This is a genomic window from Paenibacillus sp. GM2FR (assembly GCF_002803325.1).
Lineage (GTDB): Bacteria > Bacillota > Bacilli > Paenibacillales > Paenibacillaceae > Paenibacillus_AQ > Paenibacillus_AQ lautus.
This window is the reverse complement of sequence record NZ_MKZM01000008.1, coordinates 4,575,053-4,591,302: the sequence shown is the minus strand read 5'-3', so window position 1 is coordinate 4,591,302 and position 16,250 is coordinate 4,575,053. Positions and strand designations below refer to the sequence as shown.

Genomic DNA, 16,250 nt, shown 5'->3' with positions numbered 1-16,250 from the left:
CCATGGAGATACTATCGCCTCAGAATGCCAGAGTGAAGGGCTGGTCACAGCTGCAGGAGAAGAAACATCGAGACAAGCAGAACAAGTATGTGGTGGAAGGTATTCATCTCGTGCAGGAAGCACTGTCATCCGGGGCGGACATCGAGTGCGTCGCTTATGATGTCGAGAAGGGCATTCCCCAAGAACTTCGTTTTATATCGGATACAGGACAAGGTGCCGAATGGATCGGTGTATCCCATGCCGTCATCTCGAAGGTCAGCGATACGCCGTCACCGCAGCAGGTGTTTGCCGTGGTCCGCAAAGAAGCACGTCAATGGCAGGACCTGATCCTGCGCGAGAACGGTTTGGTTGTCGTTATGGACGGTCTTCAGGACCCGGGGAATGTGGGAACCATCATACGAAGCGCAGATGCCGTAGGAGCTGCTGGCGTGGTTCTGGGACGCGGCTGCGCGGATTTGTATAACCCTAAGACGCTGCGTTCTACCATGGGTTCCCTGTTTCATCTACCGGTGCTGGAGGGCGATCTGCTGAGCATTTTGCCGGAAGCCAGGGAACGAGGTGCCAGATTGGTCACCACCATGCTGGAAGGGAAGCGTTCCTGCTTTGAGTATGATTTCAAAGGGACAAGCTGGATCGTGATTGGTAGCGAAGGGCGGGGGGTCTCACCTGAGGTCGCGGAACTCGTGGACGATGCCATCCGTATTCCCATGCCGGGGAAAGCCGAATCGTTGAACGCGGCTATGGCGGCATCGGTATTGATGTACGAGGCTTTACGGCAAAGAGAGTACCCTGGCCAATAAAGACAGGAGCGGCTCGACAAGGCTGGAAGTGATTAGAAAGCAATGGCTAATCATATCCGGCTTTTTTTATTTAAGAGATAAGAAAGCATAAACTTCAGAGGCTTACTCTCCTTATCTCGCAAGAAAAACTTCCGCGAAATGCGGTCTGTCTTCTATGAAAGTACGTCGATGACGTTTTTTTATTTTTGTCAGGGCTGGAAACAATAATGTGGGTATGTTTGAAAGGAGTAAATCCCAATGTACGAGCAAAAAACCAAAGAAACCGATCACAGCGTGGTGGAGTTTATAGAGCAAGTGGATTCGCCGAAAAAACGGGAGGATGCTTATCGTTTGTTGGAGGTTTTTGAGGAGACGAGCGGTTTTCCGGCTAAGATGTGGGGACCCAGCATCATCGGCTTCGGCTCCTACCATTACCGCTACGCTTCCGGACACGAAGGAGATGCCCCGTTTGTGGGTTTCTCGCCGCGCAAAGCGAAAATCAGCCTGTATTTTGCGCCGGGCGATGAGAAGCGGGAGGAGCTATTGACGAGTTTCGGTAAACATACGGCCGGGAAAGGCTGCGTCTACATTAATAAAGTGGCGGACATTGATAGGGAAGTCCTGAAGCAGCTGATTCGCGAATCGATCGCCTTCTTGAACAAGACCTACCCTGCTCAGCCCTAGCGAGTTTAAGTCATGAGATGCTGACAAGATGCATGGATTGCCTGGTTACGAAAGCTGGACCCTAGGGTGTGTTGAATGGATAAAAAGGTGAATATTGGTATTTGACATAAAACCATTTGGTGTCCTATAATGCATGAAGGGAAACCAAATGGTTTCATAATTTTAAACCTAAGCGAGGGATTAATCAAATATGGACAACGTATCAAACGGCAAGCTGCCGGATATTCGTCATACGCTTGTGCTGAAAGCGCCCATCGAGAAGGTGTGGAAAGCCGTGGCTACGGCTGAAGGGATTTCGGCTTGGTTCATGCCCAACAATTTTGAACCGGTGGAAGGCTTTGAGTTTCAATTGAATGCAGGCCCTTTCGGGAATTCACCATGCAAGGTCACGCTTATTGACGAGCCTAACCGTTTGTCTTTTAACTGGGGCAAGGATTGGAATGTTACGTTCGAACTGGTACAGCAGGGAGATCATACGGAATTCACGCTCATTCACGGCGGATGGACAGCGGATCAAGTGACCGAGTTCGGGGAAGCTCACGATATCGTACGAGGCCGTATGGACAACGGCTGGGCAGGCATTGTTCAGAAGCTTGCGGGATACGTCGAGGCCTAATCCATGTCGCAGCCTGCTCCGAAGCATGATGTTTATCAAGCGATCGCGGATCCGACACGCCGTAAGCTGCTAGGCTTGTTAAGTGATAAGGAAATGCCGGTTAAAGAAATTACAGGGCACTTCTCCATGACTCGAACCGCCGTCTCCAAGCATCTCCGAATTCTGGAGGAAGCGGGACTTGTGCAGGACCGCAAGGTTGGACGCGAAACCCGCTATCGGCTGGATGTTGAGCCGCTTAAGGAATTAAAGGATTGGCTCGCTTATTTCGACCGGTTCTGGGAGAATAAACTGTCGATGCTGAAGTATTATGTGGAAGATCAAGAAGACAATCCGAAGAACGACAAGTAGTCTTTCTTGAAAATGAGAATCTATAAGGGAGAAGAGTGAGGATTACCCATCCTTGCTCTTCTTTTTTGCTGTTTGTCCGCATACCCTCTATACAGGAGAGCTTGCCATGGTAAACATGCTCCTCGGGGCGTAAATAGGGGGGACCAAGCATGAGACGAAAGAGATGGGGAAGCAGACGTTTATCCTTTCCGTCCCTGTCATGGCCCAAACCAAGGAGAGCTTATAGACCACCGCGGAGAGGTTTTCGGCCCGTACCACAGCATCGGGGGCGTCCTCAGGCTGCCAAACGGCGCAGCGTGAAAAAATGGTGGCTGATCGGCGCTCTGCTCCTTGTGTTTGGGATCGTTGAGTTTTTTATGTATATTGAGCAGAATCTGCGGCCGCCGATCATGCATTTAGCCCAAATCAGGGTAAAACAGATTGCCACTGAAGCCATTAATAAAGCCATCACCTCTCAGGTGACGCAGGGTAAGGATTTTGATAATCTGGTCAATTGGAAAACGGATAGCTCCGGCAAAGTGACGGGATTCATGCTGAATTATGCCGAGCATTTGAAAATCACATCCCATACGACGCAGGTCGTGCAGAGCACGCTGGACGAAATCCATAAGCGCAAAGAGCAAATTCCGCTGGGACAGGTGCTAAAAAGCCCGATCATCGCGTCATTCGGTCCACAAATTCCATTGAAGATCGAACCGCAGGGAGCGGTAAAGGTTCAACTGGATACAAGACAGCAGGGTGCGGGCATCAACATGATTTTGGTTGAGGTATTCGTCCACATTGTAACGGAGGTAGCGGTTGTTGTTCCTTTTGACATGGAGCCGCAGATTGTGGAAACCGATATTCCCATCTCTTATCTGCTCGTGGTCGGCGATGTGCCGATGTATTATTATGACGGTCAAGGAAAGGCCGTCGGCGAGAACAAGGCAAGCGCGCCAAGCATAGCGATACCGCCGCCCGTTACGAATGAGAACAGCCATCATTCGGAGCAGGAAGTCCCGCCTGCAACAACGCCGGACCAACCTGCAGACGGAACAACGACACCTCTGGAACCTTCACCTGGCGGAGCGGACTTATCCGGGCAAACGGGGGGAAACAACACCGGCGGCTAAGTGCTGTTTAATTTCACTTTTGGCACTATCGTATGGAAGCCGCACCATGATTCAGTTGCTATTTATGTATGTCCTTAACGGAGAAAACGCGCCCCCTGGGTTGAACTTAGGAGCGCGTTTTTTTCTTCGAGCGTTTTTCTTCCGTTTCCCAATGCTTCAGCAGCGGGTAAGGATCGAAAGCCCATTCGTTTAATCCGGTATCCCGGTAGATGCCGTAATGGAGGTGTGGAGGGAATTTGCCCTGGGTTCCCGGCTTGCCGTAACCGGAGCTGCCAACCCAGCCAAGGGTTTGACCCGGCGTAACGACGTCTCCGAGGGAGATCCCTTTGTCAAAGCCTTGCAGATGGGCGTAATAGTGGTAATGATTGTTCAAATCACGGATGCCGATACGCCACCCGCCATATTTATTCCAGCCCTTGATTTCAACGATGCCGTAACACGTACTCCGGACAGGGACTCCATAACTGGCAAATAAGTCCGTTCCTTCATGAACCCTTCTTCCTCCCCAATTGCGTCCCATGCCAAAGGTGCTTCGGTATGAATAGTTGCTTTTGACCGGGAGAGGAAATGCATGGTCGAACAAGTCCAGCTTCCCAAAGGTCTCGTACAATTTGGCGTATTGCATGACGCGCTGAACCGCCCGCGTGTTCTGGTAGTATGACCAGAGCCCGATGCTGAAATCATCAGCAGCATGCCCGTAGGGGGAAAGTCTCGCTGCAACGGTATATAGCAGGTCGGTATCATTATTCCGATCTGCCTTGCCATCCCCGTCACCATCCAGCCCGATGCCGGAAAACACGCTGATCGACGTCGGATTTACATCTTCCTGATTGGGATTTAACGCGCCGGCCCATCTTGTGGAGGGGATGAAGATTCCGAGCGTCCGGTCCGGATGTTTGCGATCCTTGGGGTGGACTCTAGTCAGTGTCCGTTCATACTGGTCAATAGCAGCCAGGCGATACCAAGGAATTTGGGTAACGGTGGAAATCTCATCGTATAACGACTTCCGGTCTTCAAATATGGCTTTAGCATCCGTTGTTTTCACCGTATCGTCTGCCGTGCTGGTCGCAATAGAGGCGGATGCGGACACAGGCCCGCACATGCAGCAGGCCGCTGTCAAGGCAGCCACAGCTGCAGCCGTGCAGCGAATCATGATGCTGCTTGCTCTCAATGGTTGAAAAATCCTCAATGTGTCCTTCTCCTCCTTTTGGATTGTCATAATTAAGGACGGACAGTTATGCCTACACTGTAGGGTGAATCGAAACAAGGATTTTTATCCATGCCGCAACTAGATCAATCTCATATCGATGCGAAACAAGTAATATGATGGTTTTCATGATATAATATGGGACAGCAAACGATGGGGTATGTCTTGAGTTACATCAATAAATTCGAAAGAAGGTTTTTTCTTTGTCTAAAACCAAACAGCCAAAACCTGACTGGATTCGAATCAAGCTGACTACTGGCGATAATTATAAAGAAATCAAAAGCATGATGCGATCCAAGACACTACACACGGTGTGTGAAGAGGCTCGCTGTCCGAATATTTATGAATGCTGGGCTAACCGTACGGCAACCTTCATGATCCTGGGTGATATTTGTACCCGGGCCTGCCGATTCTGCGCTGTTAATACGGGACTTCCAACGGAACTGGATCTTCAGGAACCGGAACGCGTAGCGGAAGCGGCGGAACAGATGAACCTGCGTCACTGCGTAGTAACAAGCGTAGCACGGGATGATCTGAAAGATGGCGGGGCTTACATATTCGCTGAAACGGTTAAAGCCATTCGCAGACGTCTGCCGCTATGCTCGGTGGAAGTGTTGATTCCGGATTTTATGGGGAGCGAAGAAGCGCTTAAGATCGTAATGGATGTGAAGCCGGACATTCTGAACCATAACATTGAGACGGTGGAGCGAATGTCGGATCGGGTACGCGCCAAAGCCAAGTATACCCGTTCACTGCAATTGCTGAAGAATGCCAAGGCGATGCAGCCTGATATTCCGACCAAATCCAGCATTATGCTGGGTGTCGGCGAACAATGGCATGAGATTCTGGAAGCGATGGACGACTTGCGTTCGGTGGGTTGCGATATCATGACGATCGGCCAATATTTGCAGCCTTCGCCGAAGCATTTGAATGTGGAAAAATACTATACGCCGGAAGAGTTTGCGATCTTGAAGGAAGAGGGAATGAAGCGCGGATTCAGTCACGTGGAATCCGGTCCTCTGGTGCGCAGCTCCTACCATGCACACGAGCAAGTGAAATCTGCAGAGCGCAACAAGGAAGAGACCGTGCAGTCTTAACCTTTGGAAAGGCAGGGGAAGCTTTCAATGATCGTTATCGGAAACAAAAGTTATGAAGTGTTAAAGGACCATCGAAACGGCTGGAATCTGGAAGCTTTCCGGGAGCGGTACAGCGAGGTGCTGGACCGTTATGACTACATCGTGGGAGACTGGGGTTACAATCAGCTTCGGCTTAAAGGTTTCTATCGGGATAATCATCCTAAAGCTGCCAAAGATTCTACCTTCTCCAGCATGTCCGATTACATTAACGAATACTGCAATTTTGGCTGTGCTCACTTTGTGCTTCAGAAAACGAAGGAGCAGAAGGATAGCAAAGAGCACGCCAATTCCAAAGAACCTGTGGAGATTCGTGAAACACCCCCCAAGGAAACCAAGGGTGAGGGGGAAGTGAAGGGAAGCAAGGAGACCCCGCAGGAGGGACCTAAACCGGGCAAGGAGCATAAGGACCAACGCGAGCGGCGTGAAGCCAAGGAATCCAGACGCGAGCCGCGTGATCCTAAGGAATCCAAGGAGAAGGAAGCAAAGCCTTCCAAGGAGCCTAATTCCCCGGCTGAACAACCGCAATAAAAGAAGAACGGCCACCTCTAAGGCAGGTGGCCGTTCTTCTTTTATTCGATATCGGAAAGTATTAGCCAAGAAATGCATCACGGACACGATTCCAGAACGGGAACGGCCGATAGCGTGCAAAACTGACCTGCTGTTCCGCCACTTGACAGCGGACGGATACGAGGTCGTCAATCGAGATATTCACATGATCGATCGTAAGCAGCAGACGCTGTTCTTTACGCGAGAATATATCACAGTGATGATGCTTGGGCAGAAGCAGCGGTGAGCCCAGTGTACGGAAAATTCGATTGTTAATCGAGGCGATTTCCGCGATCTGCAGAGCATCGATGGAAGGATGCACCATCGCTCCGCCGACACTTTTGTTATAGGCCGTGCTTCCGGACGGCGTAGACACGCAGATCCCGTCTCCTCGGAACATTTCAAAGGTTACATCGTTGATGTCAATCTGCGCGACAACGGTACCGTCAACGCCTTTAAGCGTAAATTCGTTTAAGGCAATGTAAGAGGACGTTCCTGATTTTTTATGAATTTCCAGTTGAACCAGGGGGTACTTGACGAGGCGCGGCTTCACGTTGCCGTGTTCGCCTTCTCCGCTCATATGATCAATTAGCTCTGTCAGTTCATCGGCCTTCCAATCAGCATAGAATCCCAAGTGGCCCGTGTGGACACCGACAAAAGCGAGGTCAGGAATACGGTCAATAAAAGTATGGAAAGCATGCAGCATCGTACCGTCTCCGCCGATCGAGACCACAATCTCCGGAGATTCTGCATCCAGCACAAACCCCCGCTGTTCCGCCAGCTTGTGAAACTGCTGGGTCAGCTCGACAGACAATGGGTCACCGCGGTCCAGAACATAATATCTCAAGTTGATAAGCTCCTTTGTAAGGTTATATAAAGATGATAATCAATCTTGGAGAAGAACACAATGTTCACCTTGGGAATTTGCGGATTTTCTGCTGCAGTCCTCGAATGATCTGAATAAACAACGCAACCGCAATCAGGAAACCGAGCAGGATGCAGAAAGCCGCCATAATATGGGTATACCCGTTTAGGGCGGAATCCGAAACAGCCGGCAGCGCCATAGTCGGTATCGAAGATCCCATGACACTTCTCCACAGCAGCAATACAGCGATTGCGGCAATCACACCATGAATCAGTCTTGCAATGACAAAAGGGAAATATCTGAGGTTGGTAGAGTTCAGGATGCTGATGATCTGGGCATGAACGGACAAACCGCCCCATGACAATATAAAGGCAGCCGCGGCCGCTTTGTATGGCAATGGAATTGCAGCTCCCGCTTCGCCGGCATATCGAGCACCGAGTGTGACCTCAAACAATCCGCCTACGATGGCAGTGGATAAGGATTCAGGCATCCCAACCAGAGATAACAGCAAACTGATAACCTCGGTTAGCGCAGGCATGACACCGGCGCGGGTCCAGAGTTCAAGAAACACGGAGAAGAAAACGACGAGCCCGCCGACAACGATAATAAGCTGAAGCGATGACTGTATCGCTTGTCTTAACAAGGTGCCGAGGTCCCGGCCATCCTGCTCGCGCGCAGCATGCATGGCATGCAGGGCAGACCTGAGCCTGCTTGTCTTAGCCTGGGACAGACGAAGTGAGTCGGTTATTGTTTTGGATTCATGTCTGCCATGAAATCGCATAATCAACCCCACCAGGAAACCTCCGCCATAATGGGACAAGGCAAGGATCAAACCGATCTTGGGGTCATGAAAGAAGCCGATGGAGACCGCTCCAATTAAAAATATAGGGTCAGAAGAGGTGGTGAAAGCAACAAGCCGCTCACCTTCCTCCCGGTTTACCATTTTTTGTTCCCAAAGCTTGGCGGTTAATTTGGCACCGACCGGGTATCCTGAAACATATCCCATTGCTGCAACGAATCCTCCTGCGCCCGGAATACGAAACAACGGTCTCATTAAAGGATCCAGGAGGGTGCCAATCAGGTGCACCACGCCAAACCCCAGCAGTACCTCTGAAATAACAAAAAACGGGAACAGGGAAGGGAACAGCACATCCCACCATATCGACAGGCCACGGAGTGCGGATTGAAGCGCCGCTTCGGGAAATAAAGCCATTAGGACAATTACGCTGAGCAGTGCCGCCACGAGCATGAGCCAGCCCATTTTTTTCATGGTCATAATAAGGAATACGCCCCCTGGCATCGATGTGAATGATAGAAATATAGGTCCGTTGTTAAAAATCTATGCAGGTTATAGGACAAACAGTATAAAAAACATGAGAAAGCGGTTACATTCGTGCTTTATTTTCGGGGATATTGTGCTATAATAAAAAACATCAAAGCACATCTTTCGTATTATGTTTGGATGGAGTGATGATCATGAGCATAGTCGCAGGTATCCTAGTATGCGCCTTCGTTTATGTTATACGTGCTTCTCTCGTCCAGAGTGAAGAGGACTGGCGCAGTTATTAATAAGTTCTAAAAGGTGCTAACCCTTGCTTAGCGCCTTTTTTTGTTGTTTTTTGCTATAATGGATAGGTACATCCAATCAAAAGCGAATCATAAAAACAGATGGGAGATTAGCGGATATGAATCCGAACTTAAGCATCTATGATAACCTCGGGGGTGCCGAGGGTGTACGTTCGCTCGTCGAAGCGTTTTATCCGAGAGTGCAGCAAAATGAGCTGCTTTCCCCATTGTTTCCGGAAGATATTATGCCGGTGATGGAGAAGCAATATATGTTCTTGAGCCAGTTTTTTGGAGGGCCAGCCTTGTTCTCGGAAGCATTCGGACATCCGATGATGCGGGCCAGGCACATGAAATTCCCGATTACGGATCGTCATGCCGAAGAATGGCTTGGCTGCATGGCAGGAGCCCTAATCGAAATTGGCGTGGAGGATGAATTACGTGATTTTGTGCTGCAGCGTCTGTCCGGCCCCGCCCACCATTTCGTGAATACTCCTTAGTGCCATAGACCTACATCTAAACAGGAATTAGAGGCGAATGAAGGGATGGCGAATGGCGTGAAATTGGAACCCTTGTATTCCATCAAGGTGGTATGTGCGCACTGTGAGCATGAATATGTAACATCCAGGGTGAGACCCAGCTTTAAAAAGGCATACCGTACAGATACGGATTTTTGCGCTTATTATAAATCGGAGAATCCCGATTTTTACGTAGTGCGGATCTGTCCTGAATGCGGTTTTGCCTCCACGGAAAACTCGACCCTGAAATTGAACGAACGGCAGAAGTCGCTCTTTTACGAGCAAGTAGGATGCCGCTGGGAGAAGAGGGAAATGGGCGGGTCCCGCAATCTGGAGGATGCTCTGGAGTCGTACAAGCTGGCTCTCCTCTGCGCGCAAGTGATCGGGGAGCGGGATCGCATTGTGGCCAGCCTGCTGCATCATATCGCTTGGCTGTACCGATATCAGGGTAACGAGGATCAAGAGAAGCGGTTTTTGAGTTATAGCCTGGAATCCTATATCCGAGTGTTTGAGCTGGAAGGGGTAGGGGCTAATGATGCTAGGTTGCTGTATCTGATCGGGGAGATCCATCGCAGGCTGGGCCAGTTTCAGGAGGCGGTTCAATGGTTCTCCAGAGTGGTCCAGGATGACAAGATTATGGATGCCGCGATGATACGCGCATCCAGAGAGCAATGGAAGCTGATATCCGAGCAGATACGGGAGCAGAAGAACGCGGCACTCCAGGCGGAGTCCTAAAGCCAACAGCCCGCTGAAGGGTGGGTCAGCAGGCTGTTGGATCTCACGTATAGGCTAAACTCATGCTCTACGGTGAAGTCAGCGTAATCGCTGATCCGTGAGCAAGTAGTCGATGTCGCTGTCCAGCACGGTTACTTTGTTGTGACAGCAGGGGAAGATCAGCAGCTTCTTTTTCCCTTCCCTTACGCTTATCAGCTCTTTGGGTTTCATCGGCAGCAATACATTGTCGGTTCCGCAGAATGGGCAGCTGTGTACATACACGTCGTTTCCAACGACATCATAAGGCCAAGTATTGGAAAAAGGAATCATGAGTTCTCCGATGATGGGGACTCATCGTCTTTTTTTGTTGCAGTCGCTTCCTCATTCTTGGCAAGCTCGGCAATTTTCTGCATTAATATATGCTGAGGCATATGCATCAGCTGTTCCAGCGGAACGCCCAGCTGCTTGGACAATGTAACCGCCGTCTCGGGTGATATTTGCAAAGGTCTCATGGCTTCTAGCTCCTCCAGCAGTAAATTGGTTGTAGCAGTGATAACATAAATTGAGTTATATATAGTTATACACTTTTCCCTAAGTCCACACAAATGATATTCCGCTTGAATTCATATTTTATTTAGAAAGGTGATGAATGATCGATGGCACTTCAACAAACTTGGGATTTGGAATCGATATTTCCCGGAGGTTCTTCCTCACCGCAGCTCGTGAGCTTTCTTGAGGCTCTTGAGCAGGATGTACATAATCTTCAGCAAGCCGTTAAAGCATTAACCGTTCCGGAAACCCTGGAGGGCGCAAACAGCCTTGAACGCTTCCTTGAGCAGTTCCAGAGTGCCTATGCCCGTATCCGCGAGGTCTCTGCATTCGTGGGCTGCCTGACCGCGCAGAATGTGAATGACAAGAAGGCGGTTCAATTATCCGGACGGGTAACCTCGTTGTCCGCGACCCTGCAATCGGTTAAGAACCAATTCGACAACGTTCTTCGTGGTATGAATGACGAGATCTGGACCGCTTGGACCGGTACGGATAAGGTATCCGAGCTTGATTTCGTATTAAACGAAAGCCGTAATCTTGCGAAAGATAAGATGAGTCCTGAGTTAGAGAGCCTGGCTCTGTCGCTTGGCGTAGACGGTTATCATGGATGGGGAGAGTTCTACGATACCATCGTGAAGAAAATCCAAATTCCATATGAGGAAGACGGTAAAACGGTTATGCTGTCCGCAGGACAGGCGTTCAATAAAATGCATGATCCTCGCCGGGAAGTACGTCAATCCATGTTTGAGAAGTGGGAGCAGGCATGGGGAGACTCCGCTGATTACTGTGCGGATACTCTTAACCATTTATCCGGCTACCGCCTGAAGCTGTACGAGAACCGCGGCTGGGATGATGTCTTGAAGGAGCCGCTCGCGATTGGCCGGATGAGCCGCGAGACCTTGGATACCATGTGGGCTGTCATCCAGGACACGAAGTCGGTGCTTGTGGAGTACCTAAACCGCAAAGCGAAGCTGCTCGGTCTGGAAGGCTTGTCTTGGACGGATGTAGATGCCCCGCTGCGCACTTCCGCAACCAAAATCTCATATGACGATGCCGCGGTTAACATTGTGGAGCAATTCCGTAAGTTTAGCCCGAGATTGGCGGATTTCTCGCAAATGGCGTTTGACAAGAGCTGGATTGAGGTCGAGGATCGTCCCGGCAAGCGACCAGGCGGTTTCTGTACTTCCTTCCCGGCCAGCGGCCAGACCCGGATTTTCATGACGTTTGGCGGAACGGCTTCGAACGTTTCGACCCTTGCGCATGAGCTGGGCCATGCCTACCATCAGCATCTGATGGGCGGAATTCCGGTGCTTAACCAGAAGTATGCGATGAATGTTGCTGAGACGGCATCCACCTTTGCCGAAATGATTGTTTTTGATGCGATGGTGAAGGGCGCCGGCAGCCAAGAAGAAAAGCTGGCTCTGCTGGAAGAGAAAATTCAGAACAGTGTAGCCTTCTTTATGAATATTCATGCACGTTTCTTGTTCGAAACTCGCTTCTATGACAAACGGAAGAGCGGTCTGCTCAGCAGCGAGGAAATTTCGGAATTGATGGTGGAGGCGCAGAAGGAAGCCTACTGTGATGCTCTGACATCGTACCATCCGCATTTCTGGGCATCTAAGCTTCATTTCTATATTACGGGCACGCCGTTCTACAATTTCCCGTACACCTTCGGTTATATGTTCAGTACGGGCCTCTACGTTCGGGCATTGGAAGAAGGTCCGACCTTTGCGGATAAATATGATGCCCTGCTTCGTGACACCGGCATAATGTCCGTGGAGAATCTGGCGAAGAAACATCTGAATGTGGATCTGACCCAGCGCGATTTCTGGCAAAGTGCGGCTGATTCCTGCGTATCCGATATTAGACAATTCTTGCAAATGACAGAACATATGGCGTGAAATGTTGATTTTCATCGGAAAAAGGGATGAAAGAATTTGTTAGAGGACTTTTGCCTTCCAATGCATGCAAATTCCAACCTATGAAGAAGCCCTCTGGGGCTTCTTTTTTTGTCGTAAAAGATTGAAAGTTGACGCAAAAAAGGAGCCGAAAACTAAATTATTTGTGCAATTTTAGTAATAAATACCCAAATGTGTTGAATATTGTTGATACATTGATTCCTTTACCCTATAATGAGTCATAAGCCCTAATAATAGGGAAGATTTACTAATAAAGGAGGGAGAAGAGATGGTAAAACTAGATCAATTATCACTGGCTAGACAATTGGACATCGTGTTTAAAGAGCTGGAAGAAGAGTTGGGAGGTCTAAGTTCAGGGACAGTATTTGTACAAATACGAAACAATGTAATTGGTAAATTTGGCATACGGCATAATCCATTGGCTGGGCGAAACGGGGTCATAGCTCCACTTGAGGAGGGGCTAAGTGAAGCTCAACAATTCTCTTTTCGTACGATGGCGCTTGAAAGTCTGAAACATAAACGCCACTGGACACACGGCGAAATCAGTTATGAATTTATGGTACGACAGGGCATTGTCGTTGTAGATGCTGTACTTGAATCCAACTATAACATGGCCAACTTGATGATTCGGTACCCTCGTAATACATATGCCGAAGCTGCTTCGGAATCCTGAAATCATTTATCATATAGAACATATAACGAAAGAGGCGATCTTTGGGGAGAAGATCGCCTCTTTCTAATTACGGCTGGAGGGAAGAGATGCGAATTACAGGTTCGAACGACCCGATAATTGCTGCTCAGCCAATTGTACCAGACGTTTGGTGATGTAACCTCCCAAAGAACCGGTTTCACGGGAAGTATAGTTACCCATGTAACCGTCTTGTGGAATCGTTACGCCCAGTTCTTGAGCAGCTTCCATCTTCAATTGTTGAAGAGCTGCAGTTGCTTGAGGTACGACAAGATTGTTAGAAGAACGACCTTGAGCCATGTCATGTCACCTCCTTTGATGTTGTATGTGGATATTATGACTGAATCCTAGGAATCTCATTCGTGCTTGAGGCATATCATTGGTTGGTAAAATTATCCGTATCACTGAAATGGTCCTTTATCTTAGACAAACAAGAGCAGCCCTTTGAAATCAAAGGGCTGCTCTTGTTGAAACATTAAGTATATAAAGATTATAGGGTTCGTATGGAATGGCTGAATTCCCCTTACTCCGCCTCCGGCGACGTTTTTTGGATGCTGATCTGGGTATTCAGGTCCACGGTCTGTCCCGGTTCCAGATGAATCAGTCCGGTTTCTTCGTTCGGCAGATTTAAATTGGGTGCGTTCGGAAGCCAGGTATATGGCTCGATGCAGAGGAATTCCTCCGCGACGCCTTTTGTATAAAGCACCCAGTGCTTGAAAAAGGCACGGTCTGCCGAATAATGAATTTGATAACCGTCATCCCGTTGAAGCCTGGCTTCGGCTGGTTTGTCCTCTGGGATTTTCAATATCGTGTCAAGGTCGGCTTCCTTCAGGTTGAGTCCGGTATTCAGAGGTTCCAGATGGCCAAGCGGTGAAAGATCTCCGGTTGGAATCAGTTCGTTATTCAAGGTGTAAACGCCTTCTACAGGCAGATCCAGCGTCCAGCGCTGCGGTTCACCATCAAGCAGGAACCACGTATGGTAACCCATGCCGAACGGGACAGGGCTGGAACCCAGATTCGTTACACGAAGACTCTGCGAGAAGCGGGTCTCCTGAAGACGGAAGGTCATTTCCAGCTTCAACGGTACTGGGAATTGGGCAATCCATTTCGGATCATCCGATGATATGAACTCTGTCGAAACGGCGCACCCATCATCCTCTTCCTCTATGTCGCTGACACACCAAGCCTGTGATCGGTGGAGACCGTGAATATGATTGTCGTTCGCGGTATTTTGATCAAATTGGTACGATGTTCCGCCGTACTCAAAATGGCCTTTGGAAATCCGGCCTGGCGGAATGAGCATCGGGATGCCGAAGTGGTATGGCTTCTGAAGATAGAAGGCAAGCTCACTTTCATCTGGTTTTCGGAGGATTTCGCGTGAGTTTTCAAGGTCTTTGATTCCAATGACATTGTTACCAAGACGAGGAAGGAGAGTCACTTCAAGACGGCCGCTGTTTAAAATATAGGTGTCGTAACCATTCCACTGGCCTTTGGTCACTTGATTCATATCGATGCTCCTTTACTAACAGAAATCATGGTCTGGACGATTAACCACATCATAACAGATTTTTGCGGAAAGGGTAAAAGAAATGCTTCAAAACATTGGGCGACTTGATTCTAAAATGGAATTGACAAGGCAGAGCAAGAGTTTTATCATTGCATGTAATAGTGATCCAAAAATGATTGAAACACGATGACAAGGACAAGTAAGCAGGTGCGGCCCATCCTTCAGAAAGCCGGTGGTTGATGTGAACCGGTGGATCCGCTTTGCTGAATGGACCTTTGAGTGCTAGGCTGAACAGGGATTATACTGTTATTCCTTAATATGCCGGCCGGGTATTCTCCGTTACAAGAATGGAAGGCTGCAGTTTAAGTATTAGAGTTGCTGCAGCGAATAAGGGTGGCACCACGGTCTCACGTCCCTTGCGGATGTGAGGCCTTTTTGCGTTCCTATATGTTCCCCTGGAGCGGGGCAGACTTTGGATTAAAAAATATTTAAATAAATGGAGGGCAAGTCATGAAAACTGTATTATCGGGAATTCAGCCGAGCGGCAATTTGACACTGGGCAACTACATCGGAGCCATTAAAAATTTCGTTAAGCTCCAAGACGAGCATGATTGTTACTTTATGGTTGTCGATCTGCATGCCATTACGGTACCGCAGGAGCCAAGCTCGCTCCGAGATCGCTCCGAATCGGTGGCGGCACTGTACGTAGCAGCCGGTATCGACCCGAATCGTGCCAATATCTTCTTGCAGTCCCATGTTCCTCAGCATGCCGAGCTCGGATGGATTATGACAACGATGGTAAATATGGGCGAATTGGAACGGATGACGCAATTCAAGGACAAATCGGAAGGTAAAGATTCCGTAGGAGCCGGTTTGTTTGTCTATCCAGCGCTCATGGCTGCAGATATATTGCTGTATAATGCCAATCTGGTACCGGTCGGAGATGACCAGAAGCAGCATTTGGAAATCACGCGCGATTTAGCTGCACGGTTCAATCATCGGTTCGGTTCCTATTTCAATATTCCGGAACCGTTCATTCCAGAAGTAGGCGCACGAATTATGTCGCTGGATGATGCTTCTAAAAAGATGAGCAAGAGTAATCCGGTGGAGGGCAGTTATATTGCGATGCTGGATACGCCGGACCAAATCCGCAAAAAAATCAGCCGGGCTACAACCGACTCCGGGGCCGAAGTGGTCTATGACCCGTCCGCTAAACCAGAGGTTAGCAATCTGATGAGCATCTACTCGGAGTGCGCTGGGGTGTCCTTGCAGGAAGTGCAGGCGCGTTTTGAAGGAAAGATGTACGGGGCATTCAAAAAGGAGCTTGGCGAAGTTGTAGTAGCCGCTCTGGAACCCCTTCAAAACAGATACTACGAAATTCGCCAAACCGGTGAAATCCATGACATTCTGGCCAAGGGAGCAGAGCAGGCACAGAAGACCGCAGCTCAAATACTGGATGGCGTCAAGGACAAAATGGGCTTTCTGGCTCCTAAATAAGC

Annotated in this window: 19 protein-coding genes and 1 other annotated feature; of the genes, 12 read left to right on the top strand and 7 right to left on the bottom strand. The window is 49.2% G+C overall.

Annotated elements, in window-relative coordinates:
- Positions 1-2: 2 nt before the first annotated feature.
- The 5 genes from PAEVO_RS20955 to yunB all read left to right on the top strand — a co-directional run bounded on the left by PAEVO_RS20955 (position 3) and on the right by yunB (position 3,539).
- Positions 3-800 (top strand): TrmH family RNA methyltransferase, encoded by a 798-nt coding sequence (locus tag PAEVO_RS20955; protein WP_100539261.1) that lies wholly within the window; start codon positions 3-5, stop codon positions 798-800.
- Positions 801-1,037: 237 nt separating this feature from the next.
- Positions 1,038-1,463 (top strand): DUF1801 domain-containing protein, encoded by a 426-nt coding sequence (locus PAEVO_RS20950; protein ID WP_100539260.1) that lies wholly within the window; start codon positions 1,038-1,040, stop codon positions 1,461-1,463.
- Positions 1,464-1,653: 190 nt separating this feature from the next.
- Positions 1,654-2,079: an SRPBCC family protein gene (locus PAEVO_RS20945; protein WP_100539259.1), complete on the top strand. Its 426-nt coding sequence runs from the start codon at positions 1,654-1,656 to the stop codon at positions 2,077-2,079.
- Between the two features lie 3 nt (positions 2,080-2,082).
- Positions 2,083-2,427 carry an ArsR/SmtB family transcription factor gene (locus tag PAEVO_RS20940; RefSeq protein WP_100539258.1) on the top strand — a complete coding sequence of 115 codons (345 nt, stop codon included), beginning with the start codon at positions 2,083-2,085 and terminating at the stop codon, positions 2,425-2,427.
- A gap of 149 nt (positions 2,428-2,576) precedes the next feature.
- On the top strand, positions 2,577-3,539 hold the full coding sequence (yunB, locus tag PAEVO_RS20935) for a sporulation protein YunB (RefSeq protein WP_100539257.1): 963 nt from the start codon (positions 2,577-2,579) through the stop codon (positions 3,537-3,539).
- A gap of 106 nt (positions 3,540-3,645) precedes the next feature.
- On the opposite strand, the gene PAEVO_RS20930 is transcribed toward yunB, so the two are convergent.
- Positions 3,646-4,692 (bottom strand): M23 family metallopeptidase, encoded by a 1,047-nt coding sequence (locus PAEVO_RS20930; protein ID WP_394057295.1) that lies wholly within the window; start codon positions 4,690-4,692, stop codon positions 3,646-3,648.
- A 257-nt stretch (positions 4,693-4,949) separates the two neighbouring features.
- On the opposite strand from PAEVO_RS20930, the gene lipA reads away from it, so the two are divergent.
- Together lipA and PAEVO_RS20920 are read left to right on the top strand one after the other, a co-directional pair.
- Positions 4,950-5,843 (top strand): lipoyl synthase, encoded by an 894-nt coding sequence (gene lipA / locus PAEVO_RS20925; protein ID WP_071222365.1) that lies wholly within the window; start codon positions 4,950-4,952, stop codon positions 5,841-5,843.
- 27 nt (positions 5,844-5,870) lie between these two features.
- On the top strand, positions 5,871-6,410 hold the full coding sequence (locus tag PAEVO_RS20920; RefSeq protein ID WP_100539255.1) for a YutD family protein: 540 nt from the start codon (positions 5,871-5,873) through the stop codon (positions 6,408-6,410).
- 61 nt (positions 6,411-6,471) lie between these two features.
- Here PAEVO_RS20920 and PAEVO_RS20915 read toward each other — a convergent pair whose 3' ends face one another.
- Complete coding sequence (locus tag PAEVO_RS20915) at positions 6,472-7,275, bottom strand: NAD kinase (RefSeq protein WP_009591431.1); 804 nt, start codon at positions 7,273-7,275, stop codon at positions 6,472-6,474.
- A gap of 64 nt (positions 7,276-7,339) precedes the next feature.
- A complete protein-coding gene (gene ylbJ, locus PAEVO_RS20910; protein WP_100539254.1) occupies positions 7,340-8,569 on the bottom strand; it encodes a sporulation integral membrane protein YlbJ in 1,230 nt (409 codons plus the stop codon).
- 409 nt (positions 8,570-8,978) lie between these two features.
- Between ylbJ and PAEVO_RS20905 the strand changes: the two genes are divergently transcribed.
- Both PAEVO_RS20905 and PAEVO_RS20900 read left to right on the top strand, forming a co-directional pair.
- Positions 8,979-9,356, top strand: a complete 378-nt coding sequence (locus PAEVO_RS20905) for a globin domain-containing protein (RefSeq protein ID WP_071222368.1) — start codon at positions 8,979-8,981, stop codon at positions 9,354-9,356.
- A gap of 57 nt (positions 9,357-9,413) precedes the next feature.
- Complete coding sequence (locus tag PAEVO_RS20900) at positions 9,414-10,109, top strand: DUF2225 domain-containing protein (protein ID WP_243390836.1); 696 nt, start codon at positions 9,414-9,416, stop codon at positions 10,107-10,109.
- A gap of 78 nt (positions 10,110-10,187) precedes the next feature.
- Here PAEVO_RS20900 and PAEVO_RS20895 read toward each other — a convergent pair whose 3' ends face one another.
- A complete protein-coding gene (locus PAEVO_RS20895) occupies positions 10,188-10,418 on the bottom strand; it encodes a hypothetical protein (RefSeq protein WP_071222370.1) in 231 nt (76 codons plus the stop codon).
- Positions 10,415-10,600, bottom strand: coding sequence for a YycC family protein (locus PAEVO_RS20890; RefSeq protein WP_100539252.1), 186 nt, complete (start codon positions 10,598-10,600; stop codon positions 10,415-10,417). Before PAEVO_RS20890 ends, PAEVO_RS20895 begins: the two co-directional genes overlap by 4 nt.
- A 144-nt stretch (positions 10,601-10,744) precedes the next feature.
- Here PAEVO_RS20890 and PAEVO_RS20885 point away from each other — a divergent pair, with 144 nt between their 5' ends.
- Both PAEVO_RS20885 and PAEVO_RS20880 read left to right on the top strand, forming a co-directional pair.
- The gene (locus PAEVO_RS20885; protein WP_100539251.1) at positions 10,745-12,538 is read left to right on the top strand and encodes a M3 family oligoendopeptidase; all 1,794 of its coding nucleotides are present in this window, start codon (positions 10,745-10,747) and stop codon (positions 12,536-12,538) included.
- Positions 12,539-12,824: 286 nt separating this feature from the next.
- Positions 12,825-13,229, top strand: a complete 405-nt coding sequence (locus tag PAEVO_RS20880) for an O-methyltransferase (protein ID WP_071222373.1) — start codon at positions 12,825-12,827, stop codon at positions 13,227-13,229.
- 93 nt (positions 13,230-13,322) lie between these two features.
- Here the strand turns inward: PAEVO_RS20880 and PAEVO_RS20875 are convergent, their stop codons facing one another.
- Both PAEVO_RS20875 and PAEVO_RS20870 read right to left on the bottom strand, forming a co-directional pair.
- Complete coding sequence (locus PAEVO_RS20875; protein WP_100539250.1) at positions 13,323-13,544, bottom strand: alpha/beta-type small acid-soluble spore protein; 222 nt, start codon at positions 13,542-13,544, stop codon at positions 13,323-13,325.
- A 223-nt stretch (positions 13,545-13,767) separates the two neighbouring features.
- On the bottom strand, positions 13,768-14,751 hold the full coding sequence (locus PAEVO_RS20870; protein ID WP_100539249.1) for an aldose 1-epimerase: 984 nt from the start codon (positions 14,749-14,751) through the stop codon (positions 13,768-13,770).
- Between the two features lie 177 nt (positions 14,752-14,928).
- Positions 14,929-15,171, top strand: a binding site (T-box leader).
- Positions 15,172-15,261: 90 nt separating this feature from the next.
- Between PAEVO_RS20870 and trpS the strand changes: the two genes are divergently transcribed.
- The gene (trpS, locus tag PAEVO_RS20865; protein ID WP_100539248.1) at positions 15,262-16,248 is read left to right on the top strand and encodes a tryptophan--tRNA ligase; all 987 of its coding nucleotides are present in this window, start codon (positions 15,262-15,264) and stop codon (positions 16,246-16,248) included.
- The last annotated feature ends 2 nt before the right edge of the window (positions 16,249-16,250 follow it).

Excerpts from the sequence above, each read along its gene's own strand:
- PAEVO_RS20890 (WP_100539252.1), bottom strand. The coding sequence starts at position 10,600 with ATGAGACCTTTGCAAATATCACCCGAGACGGCGGTTACATTGTCCAAG.
- PAEVO_RS20870 (WP_100539249.1), bottom strand. The coding sequence starts at position 14,751 with ATGAATCAAGTGACCAAAGGCCAGTGGAATGGTTACGACACCTATATT.
- PAEVO_RS20880 (WP_071222373.1), top strand. The coding sequence starts at position 12,825 with ATGGTAAAACTAGATCAATTATCACTGGCTAGACAATTGGACATCGTG.
- PAEVO_RS20950 (WP_100539260.1), top strand. The coding sequence starts at position 1,038 with ATGTACGAGCAAAAAACCAAAGAAACCGATCACAGCGTGGTGGAGTTT.
- PAEVO_RS20905 (WP_071222368.1), top strand. The coding sequence starts at position 8,979 with ATGAATCCGAACTTAAGCATCTATGATAACCTCGGGGGTGCCGAGGGT.
- PAEVO_RS20885 (WP_100539251.1), top strand. The coding sequence starts at position 10,745 with ATGGCACTTCAACAAACTTGGGATTTGGAATCGATATTTCCCGGAGGT.
- ylbJ (WP_100539254.1), bottom strand. The coding sequence starts at position 8,569 with ATGACCATGAAAAAAATGGGCTGGCTCATGCTCGTGGCGGCACTGCTC.
- PAEVO_RS20920 (WP_100539255.1), top strand. The coding sequence starts at position 5,871 with ATGATCGTTATCGGAAACAAAAGTTATGAAGTGTTAAAGGACCATCGA.
- PAEVO_RS20945 (WP_100539259.1), top strand. The coding sequence starts at position 1,654 with ATGGACAACGTATCAAACGGCAAGCTGCCGGATATTCGTCATACGCTT.
- PAEVO_RS20955 (WP_100539261.1), top strand. The coding sequence starts at position 3 with ATGGAGATACTATCGCCTCAGAATGCCAGAGTGAAGGGCTGGTCACAG.
- PAEVO_RS20875 (WP_100539250.1), bottom strand. The coding sequence starts at position 13,544 with ATGGCTCAAGGTCGTTCTTCTAACAATCTTGTCGTACCTCAAGCAACT.
- PAEVO_RS20940 (WP_100539258.1), top strand. The coding sequence starts at position 2,083 with ATGTCGCAGCCTGCTCCGAAGCATGATGTTTATCAAGCGATCGCGGAT.
- PAEVO_RS20895 (WP_071222370.1), bottom strand. The coding sequence starts at position 10,418 with ATGATTCCTTTTTCCAATACTTGGCCTTATGATGTCGTTGGAAACGAC.
- yunB (WP_100539257.1), top strand. The coding sequence starts at position 2,577 with ATGAGACGAAAGAGATGGGGAAGCAGACGTTTATCCTTTCCGTCCCTG.
- PAEVO_RS20930 (WP_394057295.1), bottom strand. The coding sequence starts at position 4,692 with ATGATTCGCTGCACGGCTGCAGCTGTGGCTGCCTTGACAGCGGCCTGC.
- trpS (WP_100539248.1), top strand. The coding sequence starts at position 15,262 with ATGAAAACTGTATTATCGGGAATTCAGCCGAGCGGCAATTTGACACTG.